At 70.6% G+C, this 18556-nt stretch carries 21 protein-coding genes; 10 read left to right on the top strand and 11 right to left on the bottom strand.

All coding sequences use genetic code 11. From position 1 onward, the window contains the following. The first annotated feature begins 14 nt into the window (after positions 1–14). Positions 15–1772, top strand: a complete 1758-nt coding sequence (locus AB0H43_RS32625) for a cellulose-binding protein (protein ID WP_360005726.1) — start codon at positions 15–17, stop codon at positions 1770–1772. Here AB0H43_RS32625 and AB0H43_RS32620 read toward each other — a convergent pair. The 4 genes from AB0H43_RS32620 to AB0H43_RS32605 form a co-directional block, all read right to left on the bottom strand. After that, on the bottom strand, positions 1762–2223 hold the full coding sequence (locus AB0H43_RS32620) for an NUDIX hydrolase (RefSeq protein ID WP_360005724.1): 462 nt from the start codon (positions 2221–2223) through the stop codon (positions 1762–1764). The genes AB0H43_RS32625 and AB0H43_RS32620 overlap by 11 nt on opposite strands. Continuing rightward, positions 2216–2533, bottom strand: a complete 318-nt coding sequence (locus AB0H43_RS32615; protein ID WP_360005722.1) for a hypothetical protein — start codon at positions 2531–2533, stop codon at positions 2216–2218. Before AB0H43_RS32615 ends, AB0H43_RS32620 begins: the two co-directional genes overlap by 8 nt. 95 nt (positions 2534–2628) lie before the next feature. Beyond that, positions 2629–3180, bottom strand: coding sequence for a dihydrofolate reductase family protein (locus AB0H43_RS32610; RefSeq protein WP_360005720.1), 552 nt, complete (start codon positions 3178–3180; stop codon positions 2629–2631). A gap of 74 nt (positions 3181–3254) precedes the next feature. Beyond that, positions 3255–3716 (bottom strand): MarR family transcriptional regulator, encoded by a 462-nt coding sequence (locus AB0H43_RS32605; protein WP_360005718.1) that lies wholly within the window; start codon positions 3714–3716, stop codon positions 3255–3257. A gap of 92 nt (positions 3717–3808) precedes the next feature. Between AB0H43_RS32605 and AB0H43_RS32600 the strand changes: the two genes are divergently transcribed. After that, positions 3809–4645 (top strand): N-acyl homoserine lactonase family protein, encoded by an 837-nt coding sequence (locus AB0H43_RS32600; RefSeq protein WP_360005716.1) that lies wholly within the window; start codon positions 3809–3811, stop codon positions 4643–4645. Between the two features lie 8 nt (positions 4646–4653). On the opposite strand, the gene AB0H43_RS32595 is transcribed toward AB0H43_RS32600, so the two are convergent. After that, complete coding sequence (locus tag AB0H43_RS32595; RefSeq protein WP_360006038.1) at positions 4654–5403, bottom strand: SDR family oxidoreductase; 750 nt, start codon at positions 5401–5403, stop codon at positions 4654–4656. A gap of 188 nt (positions 5404–5591) precedes the next feature. Between AB0H43_RS32595 and AB0H43_RS32590 the strand changes: the two genes are divergently transcribed. Together AB0H43_RS32590 and AB0H43_RS32585 are read left to right on the top strand one after the other, a co-directional pair. Further along, complete coding sequence (locus tag AB0H43_RS32590; RefSeq protein ID WP_360005714.1) at positions 5592–8672, top strand: hypothetical protein; 3081 nt, start codon at positions 5592–5594, stop codon at positions 8670–8672. 65 nt (positions 8673–8737) lie between these two features. After that, positions 8738–9604: an alpha/beta hydrolase gene (locus tag AB0H43_RS32585; RefSeq protein WP_360005712.1), complete on the top strand. Its 867-nt coding sequence runs from the start codon at positions 8738–8740 to the stop codon at positions 9602–9604. Here the strand turns inward: AB0H43_RS32585 and AB0H43_RS32580 are convergent. Further along, a complete protein-coding gene (locus AB0H43_RS32580; protein WP_360005710.1) occupies positions 9567–10031 on the bottom strand; it encodes a hypothetical protein in 465 nt (154 codons plus the stop codon). The genes AB0H43_RS32585 and AB0H43_RS32580 overlap by 38 nt on opposite strands. Before the next feature lie 63 nt (positions 10032–10094). Between AB0H43_RS32580 and AB0H43_RS32575 the strand changes: the two genes are divergently transcribed. Continuing rightward, a complete protein-coding gene (locus AB0H43_RS32575; RefSeq protein ID WP_360005709.1) occupies positions 10095–11051 on the top strand; it encodes a transcriptional regulator in 957 nt (318 codons plus the stop codon). 84 nt (positions 11052–11135) lie between these two features. Here the strand turns inward: AB0H43_RS32575 and AB0H43_RS32570 are convergent, their stop codons facing one another. From AB0H43_RS32570 to AB0H43_RS32555, 4 genes are read right to left on the bottom strand one after another with little or no spacing between them, the layout of a single operon-like run. Then, entirely contained in the window at positions 11136–11753 is a 618-nt protein-coding gene (locus tag AB0H43_RS32570) for a methyltransferase domain-containing protein (protein WP_360005707.1), read from the bottom strand. A 3-nt stretch (positions 11754–11756) separates the two neighbouring features. Continuing rightward, positions 11757–12230: a hypothetical protein gene (locus AB0H43_RS32565; RefSeq protein ID WP_360005705.1), complete on the bottom strand. Its 474-nt coding sequence runs from the start codon at positions 12228–12230 to the stop codon at positions 11757–11759. Further along, positions 12227–12718 carry a sigma-70 family RNA polymerase sigma factor gene (locus AB0H43_RS32560; RefSeq protein WP_360005703.1) on the bottom strand — a complete coding sequence of 164 codons (492 nt, stop codon included), beginning with the start codon at positions 12716–12718 and terminating at the stop codon, positions 12227–12229. The genes AB0H43_RS32565 and AB0H43_RS32560 overlap by 4 nt, the downstream gene beginning before the upstream one ends. Further along, complete coding sequence (locus AB0H43_RS32555; RefSeq protein ID WP_360005702.1) at positions 12715–13176, bottom strand: hypothetical protein; 462 nt, start codon at positions 13174–13176, stop codon at positions 12715–12717. The genes AB0H43_RS32560 and AB0H43_RS32555 overlap by 4 nt, the downstream gene beginning before the upstream one ends. Positions 13177–13386: 210 nt before the next feature. Here AB0H43_RS32555 and AB0H43_RS32550 point away from each other — a divergent pair, with 210 nt between their 5' ends. Genes AB0H43_RS32550 through AB0H43_RS32530 form a run of 5 tightly spaced genes read left to right on the top strand, consistent with a single transcriptional unit; the run spans position 13387 to position 17548 of the window. After that, positions 13387–13953 carry a sigma-70 family RNA polymerase sigma factor gene (locus AB0H43_RS32550; RefSeq protein ID WP_360005700.1) on the top strand — a complete coding sequence of 189 codons (567 nt, stop codon included), beginning with the start codon at positions 13387–13389 and terminating at the stop codon, positions 13951–13953. Further along, positions 13937–15004 carry a hypothetical protein gene (locus AB0H43_RS32545; RefSeq protein ID WP_360005698.1) on the top strand — a complete coding sequence of 356 codons (1068 nt, stop codon included), beginning with the start codon at positions 13937–13939 and terminating at the stop codon, positions 15002–15004. Before AB0H43_RS32550 ends, AB0H43_RS32545 begins: the two co-directional genes overlap by 17 nt. A 5-nt stretch (positions 15005–15009) precedes the next feature. Beyond that, the gene (locus AB0H43_RS32540; RefSeq protein ID WP_360005696.1) at positions 15010–15981 is read left to right on the top strand and encodes an ABC transporter ATP-binding protein; all 972 of its coding nucleotides are present in this window, start codon (positions 15010–15012) and stop codon (positions 15979–15981) included. Beyond that, positions 15978–16817 carry an ABC transporter permease subunit gene (locus AB0H43_RS32535; RefSeq protein ID WP_360005694.1) on the top strand — a complete coding sequence of 280 codons (840 nt, stop codon included), beginning with the start codon at positions 15978–15980 and terminating at the stop codon, positions 16815–16817. The genes AB0H43_RS32540 and AB0H43_RS32535 overlap by 4 nt, the downstream gene beginning before the upstream one ends. Positions 16818–16837: 20 nt before the next feature. Then, a complete protein-coding gene (locus AB0H43_RS32530) occupies positions 16838–17548 on the top strand; it encodes an AraC family transcriptional regulator (RefSeq protein WP_360005692.1) in 711 nt (236 codons plus the stop codon). On the opposite strand, the gene AB0H43_RS32525 is transcribed toward AB0H43_RS32530, so the two are convergent. Further along, on the bottom strand, positions 17513–18400 hold the full coding sequence (locus tag AB0H43_RS32525) for a hypothetical protein (RefSeq protein WP_360005690.1): 888 nt from the start codon (positions 18398–18400) through the stop codon (positions 17513–17515). The two genes, AB0H43_RS32530 and AB0H43_RS32525, sit on opposite strands and share 36 nt — an antisense overlap. Positions 18401–18556: the final 156 nt, after the last annotated feature.

Below are 18556 nucleotides of genomic sequence, written 5' to 3'. Positions count from 1 at the left end.
GATGGAAAGCACCCATGGCCGCGATCATGGGTTCACTCGCCGCCGCAGCGACCGTCGTGATCGGACTGTCGAGTCCGGCCGTCGCGGCGACCCTCTTCAGCGACGACTTCAACGACGGCAACGCCAGCGGCTGGACCACCAGCGGCGGGTCCTGGTCGGTGGTCACCGACGGCACGCCCGCGTACCAGCAGGGCGGCACCAGCTCGGACGCGCGCGCCCGGGCCGGCACGAGCAGCTGGACGAACTACACGGTCACCGTGAACGTCAAGCCGACCGCGGTCAACGGCAGCAACCGCTTCGTGGCGGTGCTGGCCCGGGTGCAGTCGTCGACGAGCTACTACTATCTCGCGCTGCGCAGCAACAACACGGTCGAGCTGAAGAAGCTCGTCAGCGGTTCCTCCACGACCCTGGCCTCCGCGTCGCTGACCTTCTCGCTGAACACGACGTACGCGTTGAGCCTGCAGGTCTCCGGCACCACCTTGCGCGGCACCGTCAACGGCGGAACCGTGCTGACCGCCACCGACACGCAGTACGCCAGCGGCCAGATCGGCGTGGCGACCTACTACGCCAGCGCCCGTTTCGACGACGTCGTGGTGACCGACTCGGCCGGGCCGTCGCCGAGCGCGACGACCGGCAGTCCGACCAGTTCACCGACGTCGAGCCCGAGCCCCACTACCAGCCCGACGACGGGTGCGATCTACGTGTCGCCGAGCGGCACCGACGGCGCAGCCGGTACGCAGTCCAACCCGACGACGCTGACGTCGGCGCTCACCCGGATCGCGGCGGGCGGGACGATCTACCTGCGCGGCGGCACCTACAACTACTCGTCGACGGTGACCATCGCGCCCGCCAACAGTGGCACCTCCAGTGCCCGCAAGACGCTGTCGGCGTACCCGGGGGAGACGCCGGTGCTGAACTTCTCGGCACAGGCGGAAGACCCGGCCAACCGGGGGCTGGCGCTGAACGGCAACTACTGGCGCCTCTACGGCATCGTGGTCGAGCGTGCCGGGGACAACGGCATCTTCGTCGGCGGCAGCAACAACATCATCGAGCGCACGGTGACCCGGTTCAACCACGACACCGGTCTGCAGCTGTCCCGGATCGCCTCGGACACCCCGCAGTCCCAATGGCCGGCGAACAACCTGATCCTCAGCGCCGAGTCGCACGACAACGCCGACTCCGACGGTGAAGACGCCGACGGCTTCGCCGCCAAGCTGACGGTCGGCTCCGGCAACGTCTTCCGGTACGCCGTCTCGCACAACAACATCGACGACGGCTGGGACCTGTACACGAAGACCGACACCGGCCCGATCGGCGTGGTGACCATCGAGGACTCGCTGTCCTACAACAACGGCACCCTGAGCGACGGCAGCCAGGCCGGGGCGGGCGACCGCAACGGCTACAAGCTCGGCGGCGAGGACATCGGCGTGAACCACATCGTGCGGCGCAGCATCGCGTACCACAACGGTAAGCACGGCTTCACCTACAACAGCAACCCCGGCTCGATGACGATCTCGAACAACGTGAGCGTCGACAACGGCGAGCGCAACTTCAACTTCGACGCCGGCACCTCGGTGTTCCGGAACAACACGTCGTGCCGGTTCAGCAGCGGCACCAACGACCGGATCATCGGCGACTCCGACAGCTCCAACCAGTTCTGGAGCGGCGCCAACGGCTCCCGCTGCACCACCTACAGCGGCGCGTTGGGCTGGTCCTACGCCGCGGACGGCCACCTCGTGGTGACCTTCCACGGCGTCGTCGTCACGCTGTAAGCGGCAACGCCACCGTGAGGGCGGCGATGCTCCGGGCATCCCGGAGCACGCCGCCCGCCATCGCTTTCGGCAAGTCCGCGACCGGCATCGGCACAACTTCGATGTCGGCCTCGTCCGGATCGCCGACCGGCCGTTCCGCGAGTTCGACCAGGTCCGTGGCCCGGAAGACGTGCATCCGCTGAGTCAGCCAGCCGGGCGCGGAGAACAGGCACGCGACGAACTCACAGCGGCCCGCGCCGAAGCCGGTCTCCTCGGCCAGCTCCGCGAGCGCCTGCTCGCGTGGGTCGGTCCCGGCCGGAATCTTGCCCATCGGTACCTGGAGGACCCGCTCGCCGACCGCGGGCCGGAACTCGCGGATCAACAGCAGCTCGGTCCCGCGCACGGCCACGACCGCCACGACGTCCGGAGTGATCTGGTACGCCGGACGTCGTGGACCGCTCCCGTCACTCATCAGGCAGATCCGTCGGCCGACTCAGCCCCGGGAGCCGCAGAAATCTTGCGGCCTTCCGCTCGACGAAGAGATCCTCCTCGGAGATGTCGATCTCGTCGTCCTCGGCTTCCGAATCGTGGTCGGCGGCGAGAATGCCGGCGAGGGCGGCTCGCTGCTCGGCGATCGTCGCGCGATCGGTGACACCGTGGTAGCCGGCCCACCAGTCGGCCAGCGCGCCGGCTTCACGGTCCACGTCCGACGGAGCGGACGCAGTGTCGTCCCCGAAGTAGCTCCGCGGAGTGTCGAGCAGGTACGCGCCGAAGAAGCCCACGATGCATCTTAGGAGTGATGATCTCCGGCGGGTGGGATACCTGACCGGGCTGCGGAGAGGTACGCGAGCCTCCGGAGATCGTTTTCGCGAGTGAGTCAGGCGCGCTCGTAGTGGTTCACCACGATGCGGCCGTCGGCGACGGTGGAGTCCACGAGCTGGAGATTGAGCCGGTCGGCCGGGTGGGCGAAGACCGGGCGGCCGCCGCCGAGCACGACCGGGTGCACCGCGATGTGGTACTCGTCGATCAGTCCGTGGGCGGTCAGCGCGGCGGCCGCCCCGATGCCGCCGGTGAGCAGCAGGTCCCGGCCTTCCTGCTGCTTCAATTCGGCCACGGCGGCGGCCTCGACGACGGCGGACGTCCAGTCGTCGCCGGCGTAGGTGCGGGACAGGACGATCTTCGGGGTGGCCCGCCAGAACGGCGCGAACCTCGCCACGTGCGGGTCGTCGGAGAGCTGCTCGGCGGCCGGCCAGAAGCTCGACATCATGCCCCAGACCACCCGGCCGAACAGCAGCGTGTCGACTCGCTTGTCCAGTCCGTCGGAGTACGCCGACAGCTCCGGCCCCATCACGGGCCAGTCGAACTCGCCGTTGGGGCCGTCGACGAACCCGTCGATCGAGGTGTGCACCCAGTAGATGACCTTGCGCATGATCGGCTCCTTCCAGCCTTCGGTTTCGTGCCTGGGTCGGAGCCGGATCGGTCTTCTCTACATCGCGGCTGCCTCTACTCGGAAGATTTTTTCCGGCGAGCGACGGCGTCCCCGGCGGGCTGCCCGTCGACCAGCGTACGCAGGAAGGCGACGACGGTGGCCAGTTCGCGCGCCGAGCCGGCCGATTCGAGCAGGCGGTGCAGGTCGTCCTCGACCCCGGCGACCTTGCGGGCGAGCCGGGCGCCTGCCGGGGTCAGGCTCAGCTCGACCTGCCGCCGGTCCTGTTCCCCCGGTACGCGACGCACCAGGTCGGCGCTCACGAGCCGGTCGACGAGGCGGCTCGGATTGGTGCCGCTCTCGCAGACGAGGAGTTCGCCGAGGCCGGACAGGGTCAGTGGCTGGCGGTCGGCCAAGAGCCGGAGGACTTCGGCCTGGGCCGGCGTGATGCCGTGCGGGCGGAGCGCCTGGGCGAGCTGCCGGTTGCCCTCGCGCTGCGCGGCCAGGATCAAGTAGCGCAGTTCCTCAACGGGTGTCACAGCATTAGATTACACGACATGTATTTGTGACGACTGTCTCACTCTCCCGGCAATGTATGACACGACATCTGATGACGCGTAATGTAATCCGCATGAAGGTTTCCGTGATCAGCACCGGCAGCGTCCAGATCCGTCCGGAACACGTCGGCCCCACCCGCCAGCCCACCTACCTCTGGCTCATGGTCACCGCGCGCAGCTGGACGCCGCCGCGGCCGATCAACGCGTACGTCATCGAGCACCCCGAAGGTGTGGTGCTCTTCGACACCGGGCAGGACATCGCCTCGGTTACCGATCCGGCGTACTTCCCGGGCGGGCCGACCGGCCATCTCTACGACCGCCTGGCGAAGTTCGACATCACGCCGGCCCAGACACTCGCCGCTTCGCTGCGACGCCTCGGGCACGAGCCGGGCGACGTGCATACGGCGATCCTGTCCCATCTGCACCAGGACCACATCGGCGGACTTCGAGAGCTGACCCGGTCCCGGATCCTCGTCGGCGCCACCGAATGGGACGACATGCGAAAGCCGTTCCCGGCGCAACGCGGCTTTCTGCGTACCCATATAGACGTGCCGGGGTTGCGCTGGGAGCGAGTGACCCCGGAAGCGCTGGGCGACGCGGACCTGGGGCCGTTCACGACCGGGCACGACCTGTTCGGCGACGGCGCCCTGACCGTGCTCCCGACTCCCGGGCACACCGCGGGTTCCCAGTCCCTGCTGGTACGCCGCCCTGGCCGGGCGCCGCTGCTGATGGTCGGCGACCTCACCTATGACGCGGACCTGCTCGCGGCCGGGGAGATCCCGGGCGTCGGCGTCCGGAAGACGATGCGCCGGACCGTGGCGATGGTCAACGAGCTGCGCCGGAGCCACCCGGACCTGGTCGTGTTGCCGGCCCACGATCCGGGTGCGGCGGACCGGCTCGCCGCCGCCTGATGCGCGTGTCAGGTACGCAGGTAGGAAGCGCCGTTGAGGTCGATGATCGTGCCGGAGGCCCATTCGGCGAGCGGCGAGGCGAGCCAGTGCACCGCGGCGGCGATCTCCTCGGGCCGGGCGACGCGGTCGAACGGGCTCTGGGCGCGGATCGCCGCTCCGGCGGGCGAGGCGAGGTATTCGGTGACCATGTCGGTCTCCACGAACCCGGGCGCGACCGCCGCCACCGCGATCCCGTGGCGGCCGAGTTCGACCGCGAGCGACTGGGTGAGCGAGTTCAGCCCGGCCTTGGCCGCCCCGTACGCCACATGCTCGGGCTCGCCCCGGAAGGCTCCACGCGAACTCACGTTGATGATCCGGCCACCCTTGGCGCGCATGTGCCGGGCGGCGCACCAGATCGCGTTGGCCGGGCCGACGAGGTTGGTGGACAGCATCGCCCGCCACTGGTCCTGCCACTCGTCGTAGGTGGTCTCGAAGACCGGATGGGGTGCGTACGCGCCCGCGTTGTTCACCAGGACGTCCAGCCCGCCGAGCGCCTCGGCCGCTCCGTCGACCACTGTGCGTACGGCGTCGGGGTCGGCGAGGTCGCCCTGGACGACGACGTGCCCCTCGCCCGGCAGCGTTGCGCGTACCTGCTCGGCCTGGTCGGCCGACCCTCGATAGTGGACGGCCACGCGGTCGCCGCCCCGGGCGAACGCCTCGGCCACCGCCCGTCCGATCCCGCGGGAGGCTCCGGTCACCAGAATCGCGCGTCCACTCATGCCGCTCATGCGGCGATCATGCCGCAGTGGTTCGGGGGCGCTGGATCAGGGTTCCCGGTCGAATCTTGAGCCAAGATTCGACACGGAACCCTGATCCAGCGCCGAGAGTGGGGAGCCGGGGAGGCGTGGGGCGCAGAGACAGATGATGGTCATTGACTACCGGTCTAGACCGGAATATTGTCCGGACCATGCTTCGTCATCGACGTCGTTCATTCCTTGCCGCGCTGTCGGCACTCCTGCTGGTCGTGGTCGCCGCCGTCGCCGGTGGCGCGATCTCGGCCCGGCCCGCCCAAGCGGCGGGCCCGTATCCGAAGTCGATCGACCTGGGCCGCCCGCCGGTCAAGGGGGTGACGGCGGCGGGTGGTGAGACGGCGCGGATGGCCGACGGCAAGGTCCGGACATGGCTGGCGATCAGCGGCGCTCCGGCCGAGGGCGATCCGGCGTACCTGGCCGAGGTCGACCCGTTCGCCGGGAAGATGGTCGCCCGGTATCCGCTGGGCGGAGCCGAAGGCGCCTGGGGCGTCTCGGTCACACCGGACGGCAAGTACGTGTACGTCACCACGTACGGCCAGGGCCACGCGTTCCGGCTGACCTATACCGGGCGTACGCTCGCCGACCTGGGCGCGCCGTCGGCCGGGACGAGCTTCCTCTGGGAGGGCGACACCGACGACCAGGGGAACCTGTGGGTCGGCACCTTCCAGGGCTTCACCAAGCCCGCTCCGGCGGGACTGCTGACGAGCTGGTCGCCGGGGTCGAACTGGACGACCAGGGCCAGCTACGGCGACACCTACAAGTACGTCCGCTCGGTCGAGTACGCCCGGGGCCAGGTCTACGCGGGCCTCGGCCAGTTCACGAAGTTCGTGCGGTACGACCCGGCGACCGGGACGAGCACCGACATCCCGCTGCCGGCCGGCGTACCGTCCGACATGTACACCTACCAGCTCGACGACGCGGGCGACTACCTCTACGTCTACTTCGTCGGCGGCACGTCGTCGGCCAAGGCGTGGCTCTACAACCTCGTGACCCAGCAGTGGGTCCGCGAGATCCCCGGGTACGCCGGCCCGACCGTCTCCGACGAGGGCAGCGACGGGCTGACCTACCTCGTCATGTCGGGCGAGATCGTGGGCTACGACGCCGACACCGGCGCGGTGACGCACACCGGCTTCTCGGCCGGCGCGCCGAAGGGCATCCAGCGGGTGGTGAACCCGGCGAACGGCCACGAGACGGTGGTGACCGGGCAGGCCGACGGCTCGATCCTCCGGTACGACCTGGTGACCGGCACCGGATCGGTCTCGAACTGGGTGGACGTCGGCTTCCAGCCCGTGCTGACCTCGTTGCGGTCGCTGGGTATCGGCCCCAACGGCTGGGCGTACCTCGGCGGCTACTTTGCGGGCGGCTTCGCCGGGTACGACCCCGACGCCGAGGTGTGGCACGAGTACCGCTGGGCGCACCAGGTCGAGGGGATGGCCAGCCACGGCCGCAAGCTGTATCTGGGCGTCTACCCCAACGGCGCGCTCTACGAGTACGACCCGACGCTGCCGTTCGACTCGGCCAATCCGCGCAAGCTGTTCGACCTGCAGACCTATGGCCAGGAGCGACCCTGGACGGTGATCTCGGCCGGCAAGTACGTGGCGATCGGCACCAGCCCGAAGAACTCGCAGACCGACGGCGCGGTGACCCTCTACGACCCGGAGACCGGCGCCATCCGGGTCTTCAACGGCATCGCCGGCGCGGGCGAGATCAGCGCGCTCACTTATCAGAACGGGATCCTCTACGGCGGCACGCTCAACTGCTGCACCATCGCGGGACAAAGCCCCGGCAAGATCTTCGCCCTCGACGTCGAGACGGGGACGAAGTTGTGGCAGGCCACGCCGCTCGCGGGTGAGCTGGGTGTCAACGGTTTGGCGTTCGGTACCGATCCCAACGTCCTCATCGGGCTCACCGCCGGGAAGGCGTTCCGCTTCAACGTCAGCACGCGCCAGGTGCTGAGCAGCGCCACGCTGGTCGACTACGCCTGGAGCACGAGCTTCAACCCGCGTGCGGTCAACCTGACCTTCGACCCGCGCGACGGCTACCTCTACGGCACCGCGGTCGGCACGTTCCTCAAGCTCAACCCCACCACGCTCGCCAACGCCGCGCCGGCCGGCACGAAGGGCGGGCTGTTCGCCGCCGCGAACAGCGGCCGGAAGTTCGCCACCCAGTCCGTCGTCATGCCCGACGGGCATGTGGAGAACCACCTCATCATGACCCAGTGGTACGGACGACCGGCCGGAGCCGCGATGCTGTACGGCGGCGGTGGCAGCGCTTCCGCGTACCGGTGGAACTCCACGGAAGCGGCGTTCCAGATCGGCACCGGCTGGTCGCAGAGCAGCGGATATGACCTGGCCAGGGTCGGTGACCGCATGGTGAGCGGTGACTTCACCTGTGATGGGGTGGACGACATCGCGGTCGGCTACGACACCGGCGGAGCGCTGCGGTTCGACGTCTGGGACGGCACGGCGATCGCCGCCGGGCCTAAGGTCTGGGGGACCGCCGCCGTCGCGCCGGCGTCGGTGGGAGCCCGGATGACCGCCGGAGACTTCGACGGCAACGGCTGCACCGACATCGCCTTGTTCGAGGCGGTCGCCGGGACGACCGGAGCCAGGATTCACCGGCTGCTGTCCGACGGGACCTCGCTGACCAAGACGACGTCCGGCGACTGGAGCGCGTCCAGCGGCTACGACCTGGCCAACGTCGCCGGGCGGTTCGCCGCCGGAGACGTCGACCAGGACGGCCGGGACGACCTGATCACGGCGTACTCCTATGGCACCTATTTCCGGTTCCACGTGTGGACCGGCGCGACTGACTACAGTGGACCGGAAGGTTGGTATCAGTCCGGCGGGTTCGACCTGAACGCCGTCGCGGACCGGATGGTCGTCGGCGACTTCGACGGCGACGGCGATGACGAACCGGCGTTGTTCTACTCCTACGGCGGCAGCCACTCCCGGCTCTTCCGCTGGACGACGGCCAACGCGCACTTCACGCTCGCCACCCCGGACTGGGAGGTGACCTCCGGCTACACGCTCAGCCTGGTGGGCAACCGGATGGCGGTCGGCGACGCCAACGACGACGGCCGCGACGACATCATCACGGCGTACGACTATGGCTCAGATTTCCGCTATCACGTCTGGCTGAGCGGGTGGTCCTACACCGGTCCGGCCGGCTGGTTCGACTCGGGAACCTTCGACCTGTCGTTGGTCGGCGGCCGGGTGGTCATGCCGGTCTGGTGACCTCACCGTGACCGCCCGGGACGGCCGATGTTTCGGCTCGGCCGTCCCGGGCATTTGCCTGAGTCATGGAGGAACGGCACGCTCACCTGTCCGTGGGCTCGGCTGCCGATGGTGCCTCGATCCACCTGGTCGAGGCCGGCCCGATCGACGCCCCACCGGTCGTGCTGCTGCACGGCTGGCCCGAGACCTGGCTGGCCTGGCGGCCGCTGATGACCCTTGCCGAACGGCAGGCCCGCGTCCTGGCGCTCGACCTGCCGGAGGTCGGCGAGTCCACCGGACCAGCCGGGAAGACCAAGCGGGACCTCGCCCGCACGGTGCACGACCTGGTCACGAGGCTCGGACTCCGGGACGTCACGCTCGTCGGGCACGACGTCGGCGGCATGATCGCGTACGCGTATTGGCGAATGTTCGGCGACCTGGGCCGCGCAGTGATCATGGACGTCGCCGTTCCCGGCGTCGATCCCTGGACCGAGGTCGAGCGGAATCCCCGGATCTGGCACTTCGGCCTCCACCAGGTTCCCCGGCTACCGGAGGAACTCGTGCGTGGCCGCCAGCGCGCGTATTTCGACTTCTTCTACGACGCGCTGGCGGCCGACCCCACCCGGATCACTCCCGAAACCCGCCAGGCGTACGCCGACGCGTACGCGTCCGACGCCGCCCTCGCGGCAGGGTTCGCCTGGTATCGCTCATTTCCCGACGACGTTCAGGACAACGCCGACACCGCCCCTGTACGCACCCCGCTGTTGTATCTGCGCGGTGACCACGACCCCGGCGGCCTCGACGCGTACGCGGCCGGACTGCGTAGCGCCGGGGCGACCGAATTGGACTGCGCCCTGATCCCCGACGCCGGTCACTTCGCCCCCGAGGAGGCGCCGGCCGCGGTCTGGGCCGCCGTCAGCCAGTACGCCGAGCGAACGAGGCGGTCCAGTTGACCTCCCAGGTCTGCCCGCCGTCGGCGGAGAACGCCTGCTCCCAGCGGGGGTGCTCCGGGTCGACGGCGGTCCACCGGTAGCGCACCCGAATGTCCTGGCCGTTCCAGGTGTCGTCGCACTCGAAGGTGCCGACGCCGTCGGTGAACCGGCCGACGACCGGCTCGTCGAGCATCCCGCCGGACGTCTTGGACGCCCACCAGATCCGCCAGGCCTGCTCCTCGGGGTTGTAGAGACGCAGCGTGACGCCTTCGAGGTCGCGCTCGGGTGAGCGCAGCACGTCGAAGACCCCGTTGCCGTCCAGGAGCACCTGGCAGTCCAGGGTCGCGTCGAACTCGTACCACTCGTCGCTGCCGGCGAGGATCTTGACCAGGCGCCGTTGGCGGCTGGTCCACGCGCCGGTCAGGAAGTCGAAATCCGTATTCCTCATGTCAGCGACGCTAGGGGCGTACCCCTGACATGTTCTGTCAGTGGTCCGGAGGAAACTGAGATCGTGCGCGCCGATCGCTTAGTCGCCCTCCTGCTGCTGCTCCAGTCGCGGGGCCGGTTGAGCGCGGCCCAGCTCGCGGCGGAACTCGGCGTCTCGGTTCGCACGGTCTACCGCGACACCGTCGCCCTCAGCACGGCCGGAATCCCGATCTACGCCGACGCGTCGGGCTACCACCTGGTCGCGGGGTATCAGACCCAGCTGACCGGGCTGACCGCCGACGAGGCGCGCGGGCTGCCGCTGGCCGGGCTGCCCGGGGCGGCGGCCGCGCTGGGATTGGCCGAGGCGGTCGCCGCCGCCCAGCTCAAGCTGACCGCAGCGCTGCCGCAGACGCTGCGGGAACGAGCCACCCGGATGCGCGAGCGCTTCCACCTCGACACGCCCGGCTGGTACCAGGACGCCGACAACTGCCCCTTTCTCGCCGAGGTCGCCGACGCCGTCTGGCAGCAGCACGTCCTGGACGCCGAATACGAGAACTGGCAGGACGTGGCCCAGCACCGGCTGGAGCCGTACGGGTTGGTCTTGAAGGCGGGCAAGTGGTACCTCGTCGCGCACGCCCGGCGCGGTGTGCGTACCTTCCGGGTCAGCCAGATCCGTACGCTGACCGTCCGGGCCGAGCGATTCGACTGGCCCGCCGGGTTCGACCTGGCGGCGTACTGGCAGGAACACATCCAGGACTTCCGTGCGCGCCTGCACCGGGGCGAGGCGCTGGTGCGAGTGGACCCGGCGGCCGCCGACAACCTGCGCCATTTCCTGGGCCAGGCCGTCGCGGACGCCGCGGCGGCCGGCGAGCCGCAACCGGACGGATGGCTGCTGGCCCGGCTGCCGATCGAGTCCGAAAGCCACGCGACCCGTGAATTCCTGCGGCTCGGGCCGGTGATCGAAGTGCTCGAACCGGTGACGCTGCGGGCGCGGATCGCGGCTACTGTGGCCGACCTCGCCCGGCTCTACGCCACCGTGTGATCATCGCGTCAGCCATGCTTCAACGGGCATTTCGCCGCGCGAAACGACATGGCTGACACAATGATCACGGGAGTGCGGGGGCGGTCAGCGGCGGGCGTGGATGCGTTCGACCGAGCCCGCCTTGAGCCGCTCGGCCTCCACGATCTCGAATCCGGCCGCCCGCACGAGCGGAAGCTGGCGGCGGGTGAAGTGTTCCCCGGCGGCGCGGATGGTGAGCCGTTCGAGTAGCCACTGACCTGCCCGGATGGGCGGCCACGTGCTGCCGATGTGGTCGACCAGCAACAGGTCGCCGCCGGGTCGCAGGACGCGGCGCATCTCGGCGATGGCGGCGGGCGGCCTCGGAATGGTGCACAGGGAGAAAGCGCAGACCACGGTGTCGAACGACGCGTCGTCGAAGGGCAGGTGCTCGGCGTCGCCCTCGCGGAGATCAGCGGCGAGGCCGAGATCGGCGGCCCGGCGGCGGGCGTACGCCAGCATCGCCGGGCTCAACTCGATCCCGGTGACGGTCACGCCGGGCCGGTAATGGGGCAGGTTGCGCCCAGTCCCGATGGCGACCTCGAGCACCCGGCCGCCGGCCCGTTCGCCGAGCCACTCGCGGCTGCCGGTGAACCAGATCCGCTCGAACAACTGGATCTGCCGGTCGTAGCTCGGCGCGGACTTGTCCCAGACCCGTTTCTGCCGGGCGGTCGGCGTCTCCTCCATGACTCAAAGTGTGGCACCGAGCCGCCCTTCCAGCCGGTCCAAGGCGCCACGCGCCGCCCGGCGTACGCCGAGAGGCACCAGCGCGGCCCGACGGGGAACGCGGATGCCGCCGGTCAACGCGACCCGGGTACGCCCATCTGGTTGCGCGACGGCGGCCATGCCGATGAGCAGGAACCGGCTTTGCGCCCAGAACCAGCCCGGCCGGTGGACGCCGAGCAGCCGGGCGCGAAAACCCCATCGGCTGTGAGCCAGGAGTTCGACGCGTTCCCCGTCGCGGGCGAGGACGCGTACGCGGCGCATGTCCGGTTCGATGAGGCCGAAGGCGCCTTCGAAGTCCGACAGCACCGCCCAGACCTCGTCCAGCGGCGCGCCGACGGTTCGCTCGGTCACCGCGGCCCCGCGTACGCCGGCGGCCAAGGCCCGCAGCCGGGCCACTTCGTCCACCGCCGCGATCGGCCACTGTGGAATGCCGGTCATGCCGTCCACGCCTTTCGGAAACTCGCCCGGGCTCGGGCGAGCCGGGACTTCACGGTGCCCTTCGGTACTTCCAGCATCGCCGCCACGGTCTGCTCGTCGAGATCCTCCAGGTCCCGGAGCACGAGGATCGCGCGATGCTCCGGTGACAACCTGCGCAACACGTCGTGGACGTCGGCGGCCAGCTGCGGATCGCCTCGGGCGGGCACGGAACTGAGATCCGCCGGTACTCCGCCGTCGCGGCGGGCGATCTTCACGGCTTCGCGTACGGCGATGGCCCGGACCCAGCCCCGGAGCGCCTCCGGCCGGGTGAGACCGCGCAGTCCCCGGAAGACGGAGATGAGGGTCTCCTGCGCGGCGTCCGGGCCCCGGTCGAGCGCGATCGCTCCGCAGACGCGTCCGACATACGGCGTGAGCAGGTCCAGCAGGTGTGCCAGCGCAAGGGTGTCGCCCGCCTGCGCCTGCCGGACCAGCTCCGCTTCCGAGATCACGAGAGGAAGGCTCTCATCCGCATCGGCGTACCGCCGCGGGCGACCCGGAACGCGATCACCGCGAGCAGTCCGCAGAGCGGCAGGTAGAGCAGGAGGTTCAGCCAGTAGAACGGCGGTTCCGCGGTCGGCAGGCCGAGACCCACCGCCCACGCGAGCCGGGGCGGCACTTGGACGGCCGTGCCCACCGCGACCGCCAGCGCGATCAACCTGGCCACGCGCCCGGTGCCGCGCCACAGCGCGACGGCGGCCACCGACAGCGCGAGCGCCAGCGGGATCAGGGTCCGCGCGGTGAACGGCACCGCGAACCCCAGCACCGCCAGCGACAACGAATGTTCGTCGGCTGCGGGCCAAGTGGCCCCGGTCAGCCAGTACACATGCACCAGGGCGTCCGCGCCCAGCACACAGGCGGCCAGCCGCCTGCTCAGGCGCATGCCATCGATCGGCAACGTCTCGGTCACGGCCGTCCTTCCAGTCAGGGTTCTCGGATGTCACCCCTCCAGAGACAGCTGGTACGCCGAAGGTTCCGCGTGTGACGCAGTGCACCGCCTGCTGTTGTCAGCCCCTATACCTAGAACTACTATGCATCGCACTGCTATGCATGCTACTTCTAGGGAGAACGCATGTCACATCCCGAGTCCCGGCGGTGCTTCGGAGATATGGAGCGAGGCGTGGCGCTGGCAGATCGAGGACCGGCTGGTCCGGCCCCGGCGCCGACCGCGACGCCCGCTCCGGCCGGATCGGGAGCGGTCCGGCCGGATCTCGAACCGGTCTTCCGGGCGGCGTACGCCCGGGTCGTCGCGGTCGCCGCCCGGGTGCTCGGCGCCCGGGACGAGGCCGAGGACGTGGCGCAGGAGGTGTTCCTCGCGTTCGGGCGGACGACCGTCCCGGCCGAGGAGGCGGTGGGGTGGCTGTCGGTCGCGGCAGCCCACACCGCGCTCAACCAACTGCGCTCGCGGCGTCGGCGCGTACGCCGGGAGGAAGCCGTGGTCGGCAACCTCACCGCGCCGGACGTCGCCGACGACGTCGTCACCCTCGACGAGCGCCGCCGCGTGCGGTCGGCCCTGGCGCGACTGCCGCGAAAGCAGGCTGTCGCACTGGTGCTGCGGCACAGCGGGCTGAGCTACGCCGAAGTGGCGGCCGCGCTGGATCTGTCGCCCGGCAGCGTGGGCACCACGGTTCGCCGGGCCGAAGCCGCACTGCGAAAGGAGCTGAACCGTCATGCGTCATCCGAGTGAAGGCGTCCTGCGCCGACTGGTGGACGAGCCGTCCGGGGTGCCCGAAGCCGACCGCCGGCACGCCGACGACTGCCCGGCCTGCGCGTCCACAGTGGTCACCCTGCGGCGGGATGCCGTCCTGGCCGAAGCCGCGCTTGCCGTGAACGTCGATGTTGACGTGGAACGGGGCTGGCAGCGGCTGTCCCGCGGGACACCCGTGAAACCGGTCCGGGCAAGCCGGATCGTGCGATGGCGGACGGCACTGCGGAGCCCGGTGATCGCCGTCGCGGGCGTCGTCGCGCTGCTGGCCGGGGCCGGAGTCGCGGCTGCGACCGACTGGCTGCCGATCTTCCGGACCGAACAGATCGCCCCGGTCAGCGTGTCCGGCGCGGAACTGGTGCGGTTGCCGGACCTGAGCGGCTTCGGCGACCTCACCGTCACGGAGAAGCCCGGCGTACGCGAAGTCGCCGACGCCGCGGCGGCGCAGGCGGCCACGGGCCTGACCGTTCCGCAGGTAACCACGCTGCCCAATGGGGTGACGGGCGTACCGGCGTATCGAGCGGGGGGCCGGGCCAGTGCGGTGTTCACCTTCTCCGCCGCGAAGACCGCGCAGACCGCCGCGGCCGCCGGTCAGAGTGCGCCGCCGCCTCCGTCCGGGTTGGACGGCAGCCAGTTCCGGCTGGTCGCGGGACCCGGGCTCGCCGCGATCTGGTCCACGAACGGCTCGGTGCCGTCGCTGATCGTGGCGCGGATGGTCGCGCCGACGGCGTACTCGTCGGGGATCCCGTTCGCCACCGCGCGGGACTACCTGCTGTCGCTGTCGTTGCTGCCCCAGGACGTCGCCGCGCAATTGCGGACGTTCTCCGGCGACGGCACGACACTGCCGCTGCTCGTCTCGTCGGACGCGATGACCAGCGCCACCGCGGACATCGGCGGCGTACCGGCCACCGTCCTCACCGCCCGGAGCGGGGTGGTGGCGGCGGTCGTCTGGGTGGATCACGGGGTCATCACCGCCGTCGCGGGATCGGTGAGCGCCGACGAGGTGCTCGCGGTCGCCCGGGGACTCCGGTGACCGCCGTGACCGCAGCCTCCGCCACGGCCGCCGAGCCGGCCGTCGAATCGCCCGCCACCTCCGCCGTGTGGTGCTCGGGCCTGCGCAAACGCTACCGTCGCCGGGTTGCCGTGGACGACGTCTCGTTCAGCGTCGGCCGGGGTGAGGTGCTAGGCCTGCTGGGGCCGAACGGCGCCGGGAAGACCACCGTCATCAAGTCGCTGCTCGGCCTCGTCCGGCCGGACGCCGGAGAGATCCTGCTGCTGGGCCGGTCGGCGGCCGAGCCACCGGCCCGGGCCCGCGTCGGCTACCTCCCCGAACTGTTCCGCTACCAGCCTTGGCTGACCGCCGCCGAGGTGGTCGCGCTGCACGTCCGGCTGGCCGGGATCGGCGTACCGGTCCGGGAGCAGCACGAGTGCCTGGGCCGGGTGGGACTCGGCGATCGACGCCAAGACCGGGTCGGCGGCTTCTCCAAGGGCATGCAGCAGCGGCTCGGGCTCGCCCTCGCCCTCGTGGCCCGCCCCGAGCTGGTGGTGCTGGACGAGCCGACCAGCGCCCTGGACCCCCTCGGCCGCGCCGACGTCCGGGACATCGTCCTGGAGCTGAAGGCCCGGCAGGTCGCCGTCCTGCTCAACTCCCACCTGATCGGCGAGGTCGAACGGGTCTGCGACCGCGTCGTCATCCTGGATCACGGCAAGGTCGCCGCCGCGGGCACGCTCGCCGACCTGCTGGGTCAGCGGGAACTGCGGCTGCGCCTCGCCGACGTCGACGAGGCGGCGTACGCCCGGCTGGCCGAGACCGGCCGCGTCGTCCGCAGCGGCGACGCATACGCCGTGGAGCTGCCGGGCGACGCCGACGTCGCCACGGTCGTGCCGGACCTGGTCGCCGCGCTCGTCGGCTTCGGCGTACGCGTCCACGCGGTCGACCTGGGCCGGATCAGTCTCGAACAGCGCCTGCTGGACATTCTGCGTACCGGGAACGGCGAGGAGCCCCGATGATCGTCCACACTGTCCTGACCGTCGCCGCGCTGACGTTGCGTGAGGTCGCCCGGCGACGGGTGCTCCGGGCGCTGGCCGTCCTTACCGTGATCCTGCTGTCGTTGAGCGGCTGGGGATTCTCCCGGATCGACGCCGAGTTCGGTGGGCTCACCAGCGGTGAGGCTCGCATCGCCAGCGGCGTGGTGCTCAACCTGGTCATGTTCGGCCTGAGCCTGATCGCCGCGCTCGGCACGGCGTTCCTCGCCGGGCCGACGCTGGCGGGGGAGATCGAGTCCGGCATCGCGCTGGCCGTCCTCGCCCGGCCGGTACGCCGTTTCGCCGTCCTGCTCGGCAAGTGGCTGGGCCTGGTCGTCTTCGGCTGCGGATACGTCATCGTGGCCGGGTTCGCCCAACTCCTCATCGTCCGGTTCACCGTGGGCTACGCCCCGCCGCAGCCCGCCGTGGGACTGTTGCTGCTCGCCGCGCAGACGACGGCGCTGCTGACCCTGGGGCTGCTGCTGTCGACCGCCATCTCCCCGATGGCGTCGGGGATCGTCGCGGTCGGACTGTTCGGCGCGGCCTGGGTCGCGGGCGTGGTCGGCGGGATCGGCCAGGCACTGCACAACGACAGCGTCGCGCGGGTGGGCTCGGTCTCGCAGATGATCCTGCCGACCGACGGGCTCTGGCACGGCGCCATGTACGCCTTCCAGGATCCCGCCCTGCTCGGACCGCAGATGCTCGGCAGTCCGCTGGTCAGCCAGGCCCCGTTGACCGGGGCGTACCTGGGCTGGGCGGCAGTCTGGGTGCTCCTGATCCTCGGGCTCGCCGGACTGGCCTTCCAGCGGCGGGACCTCTGAGGCCGCGTTACCGTCGGATCATGTACGCCGAGACACCGGTTCACCTCGGAGTCCTCACTCCGTGGGTCGCGTGCGCCTGGGTGCGTCGCGTACCCGAGGCGGCCGGCGTCTCGGCCCTGATCGTCCCGGACGGCTGCGTCGACTTGATCTGGATGGACGAACGGCTGCAGGTCGTCGGGCCGGACACCCGTCCCCGGGAGGTGGTGCTGACCCCGCGTACGACGATCTCCGGCGTCCGGCTCCGGCCGGGGGCGGCCGGCCTGCTCACCGGCAGTACGCCGGTCTCGGCGTTGACGGACCGGCAGGTGGACTTGACGGAGCTGTGGGGTGCGACGGCGTACCAGCTGATGGAGCTGGTGGAACGCGGACCGGAGGTCGCCCGCGTGCTGGCGCGGGCACTGGCCGGGCGAGTCCCGCGGCATGCGCCCGAGCCGCTGGTGATGGCCGCGGCGCGGGCGCTCGATCAGGCGGAGCCGCCGACGGTGCCGAGCCTGGCCGCGGACCTGGGCGTCGCGGAACGCACCCTGCGCCGGAAACTGGTGGCGGCGGTCGGATACGGGCCGAAGACGCTGGAGCAGGTGCTGCGGTTCGGCCGGGCCAGTCGGGCCGCCGCGGACGGCGGCGACCTTGCGAGGGTGGCGCACGATGCCGGCTACGCCGACCAGGCGCACCTGAGCCGGGAGGTACGCCGCTGGTCAGGCCGGGCGACCCCACGCCCGGAGCGTGCGTAGCCGTTCGATCGTCAACCCGGGCCGAGCCTCGCTCTCCGTCGTCGGCGCCCAGCGACGCCACGAGATCTGCCAGCCGCCGTCGTCTCGCTGATCCGCGGCCAGTTTGTCCAAACTGGACGTCATTTCGGGCTCGGTGAACCATCGGGCCGCCACGCTGTCCGGCGTCGGCGCGAAGTCGTACGCGTAGTGGAACTCGGTCTCCGCATAGCCGGGCACCACCCGCCGTCCCTGGAACAACTCCTGGTCGCGAACCAGCTCACCGAGCCGGTCGGCGGCCTTCGCCGCGCGCCCGCGATCGGGCGCGTGATCGAGGAAGACCACACAGCAGTGGACCTCGTAAGGATGGGTGGCGGTCATCGCATCGAGCGCGGCCCAGCAGAACTCCGTCGCGGCAGGCAGCCACGGCGCGGTCACCCCGTGCTTGAACAGGAGCCCGGCGATGCGAGCCGTCGGCAGCAGGCTGCCCAGCGGCTCGGCCGGCGGCTCGATCCACGGCGGACGAGGGTAGTCGTGCGTCGCCGGGAGGAGCGCCGGAATACCACCGTCCGCCGTGACCTGCCGTCCCAGCCAGCGAGTGATCGGCGCCGCACGCGCCTCGTCCAGCGCGTCGATCTCGTCCAGCAGCCGCAAGGCGGTCATGGCCGTGATCGGCTGCGGCACCGGGCCCTTGATGTCCGGCTCCAGGCCGTACGCGTATGCGCCGTCGGGGGTCGCGAAGCCCGCCAGTGCGGCGAGTACGCCCTCCTTCGTGGCCTGGCTCTCGGAGACGAAGTGCTCCAGCCGTCGCTGATCGAGTACGCGCCCGGTCAGCCAGATGAACTCGGCCGCCCGCTGTACCTGTGCAGTGCTCATACACCCACCGTATGCAGGGTCGCGCCGGCCGTCTTGAAGGAATCGGCCACGCCCGGGAGTCGATCTAGGTGTTCTGTCCACGGACGTTGGTGACTGGATCTTGAAAGGGTGAGGACCTCCGGGTAGGTGTGGAGCTACCAAGACAGCCACCCCACC

This window comes from Hamadaea sp. NPDC050747 (genome assembly GCF_040654195.1).
Lineage (GTDB): Bacteria > Actinomycetota > Actinomycetes > Mycobacteriales > Micromonosporaceae > Hamadaea.
Note: the sequence above shows the minus strand (reverse complement) of the source record. Positions and strands in the feature narration are given on the sequence as shown.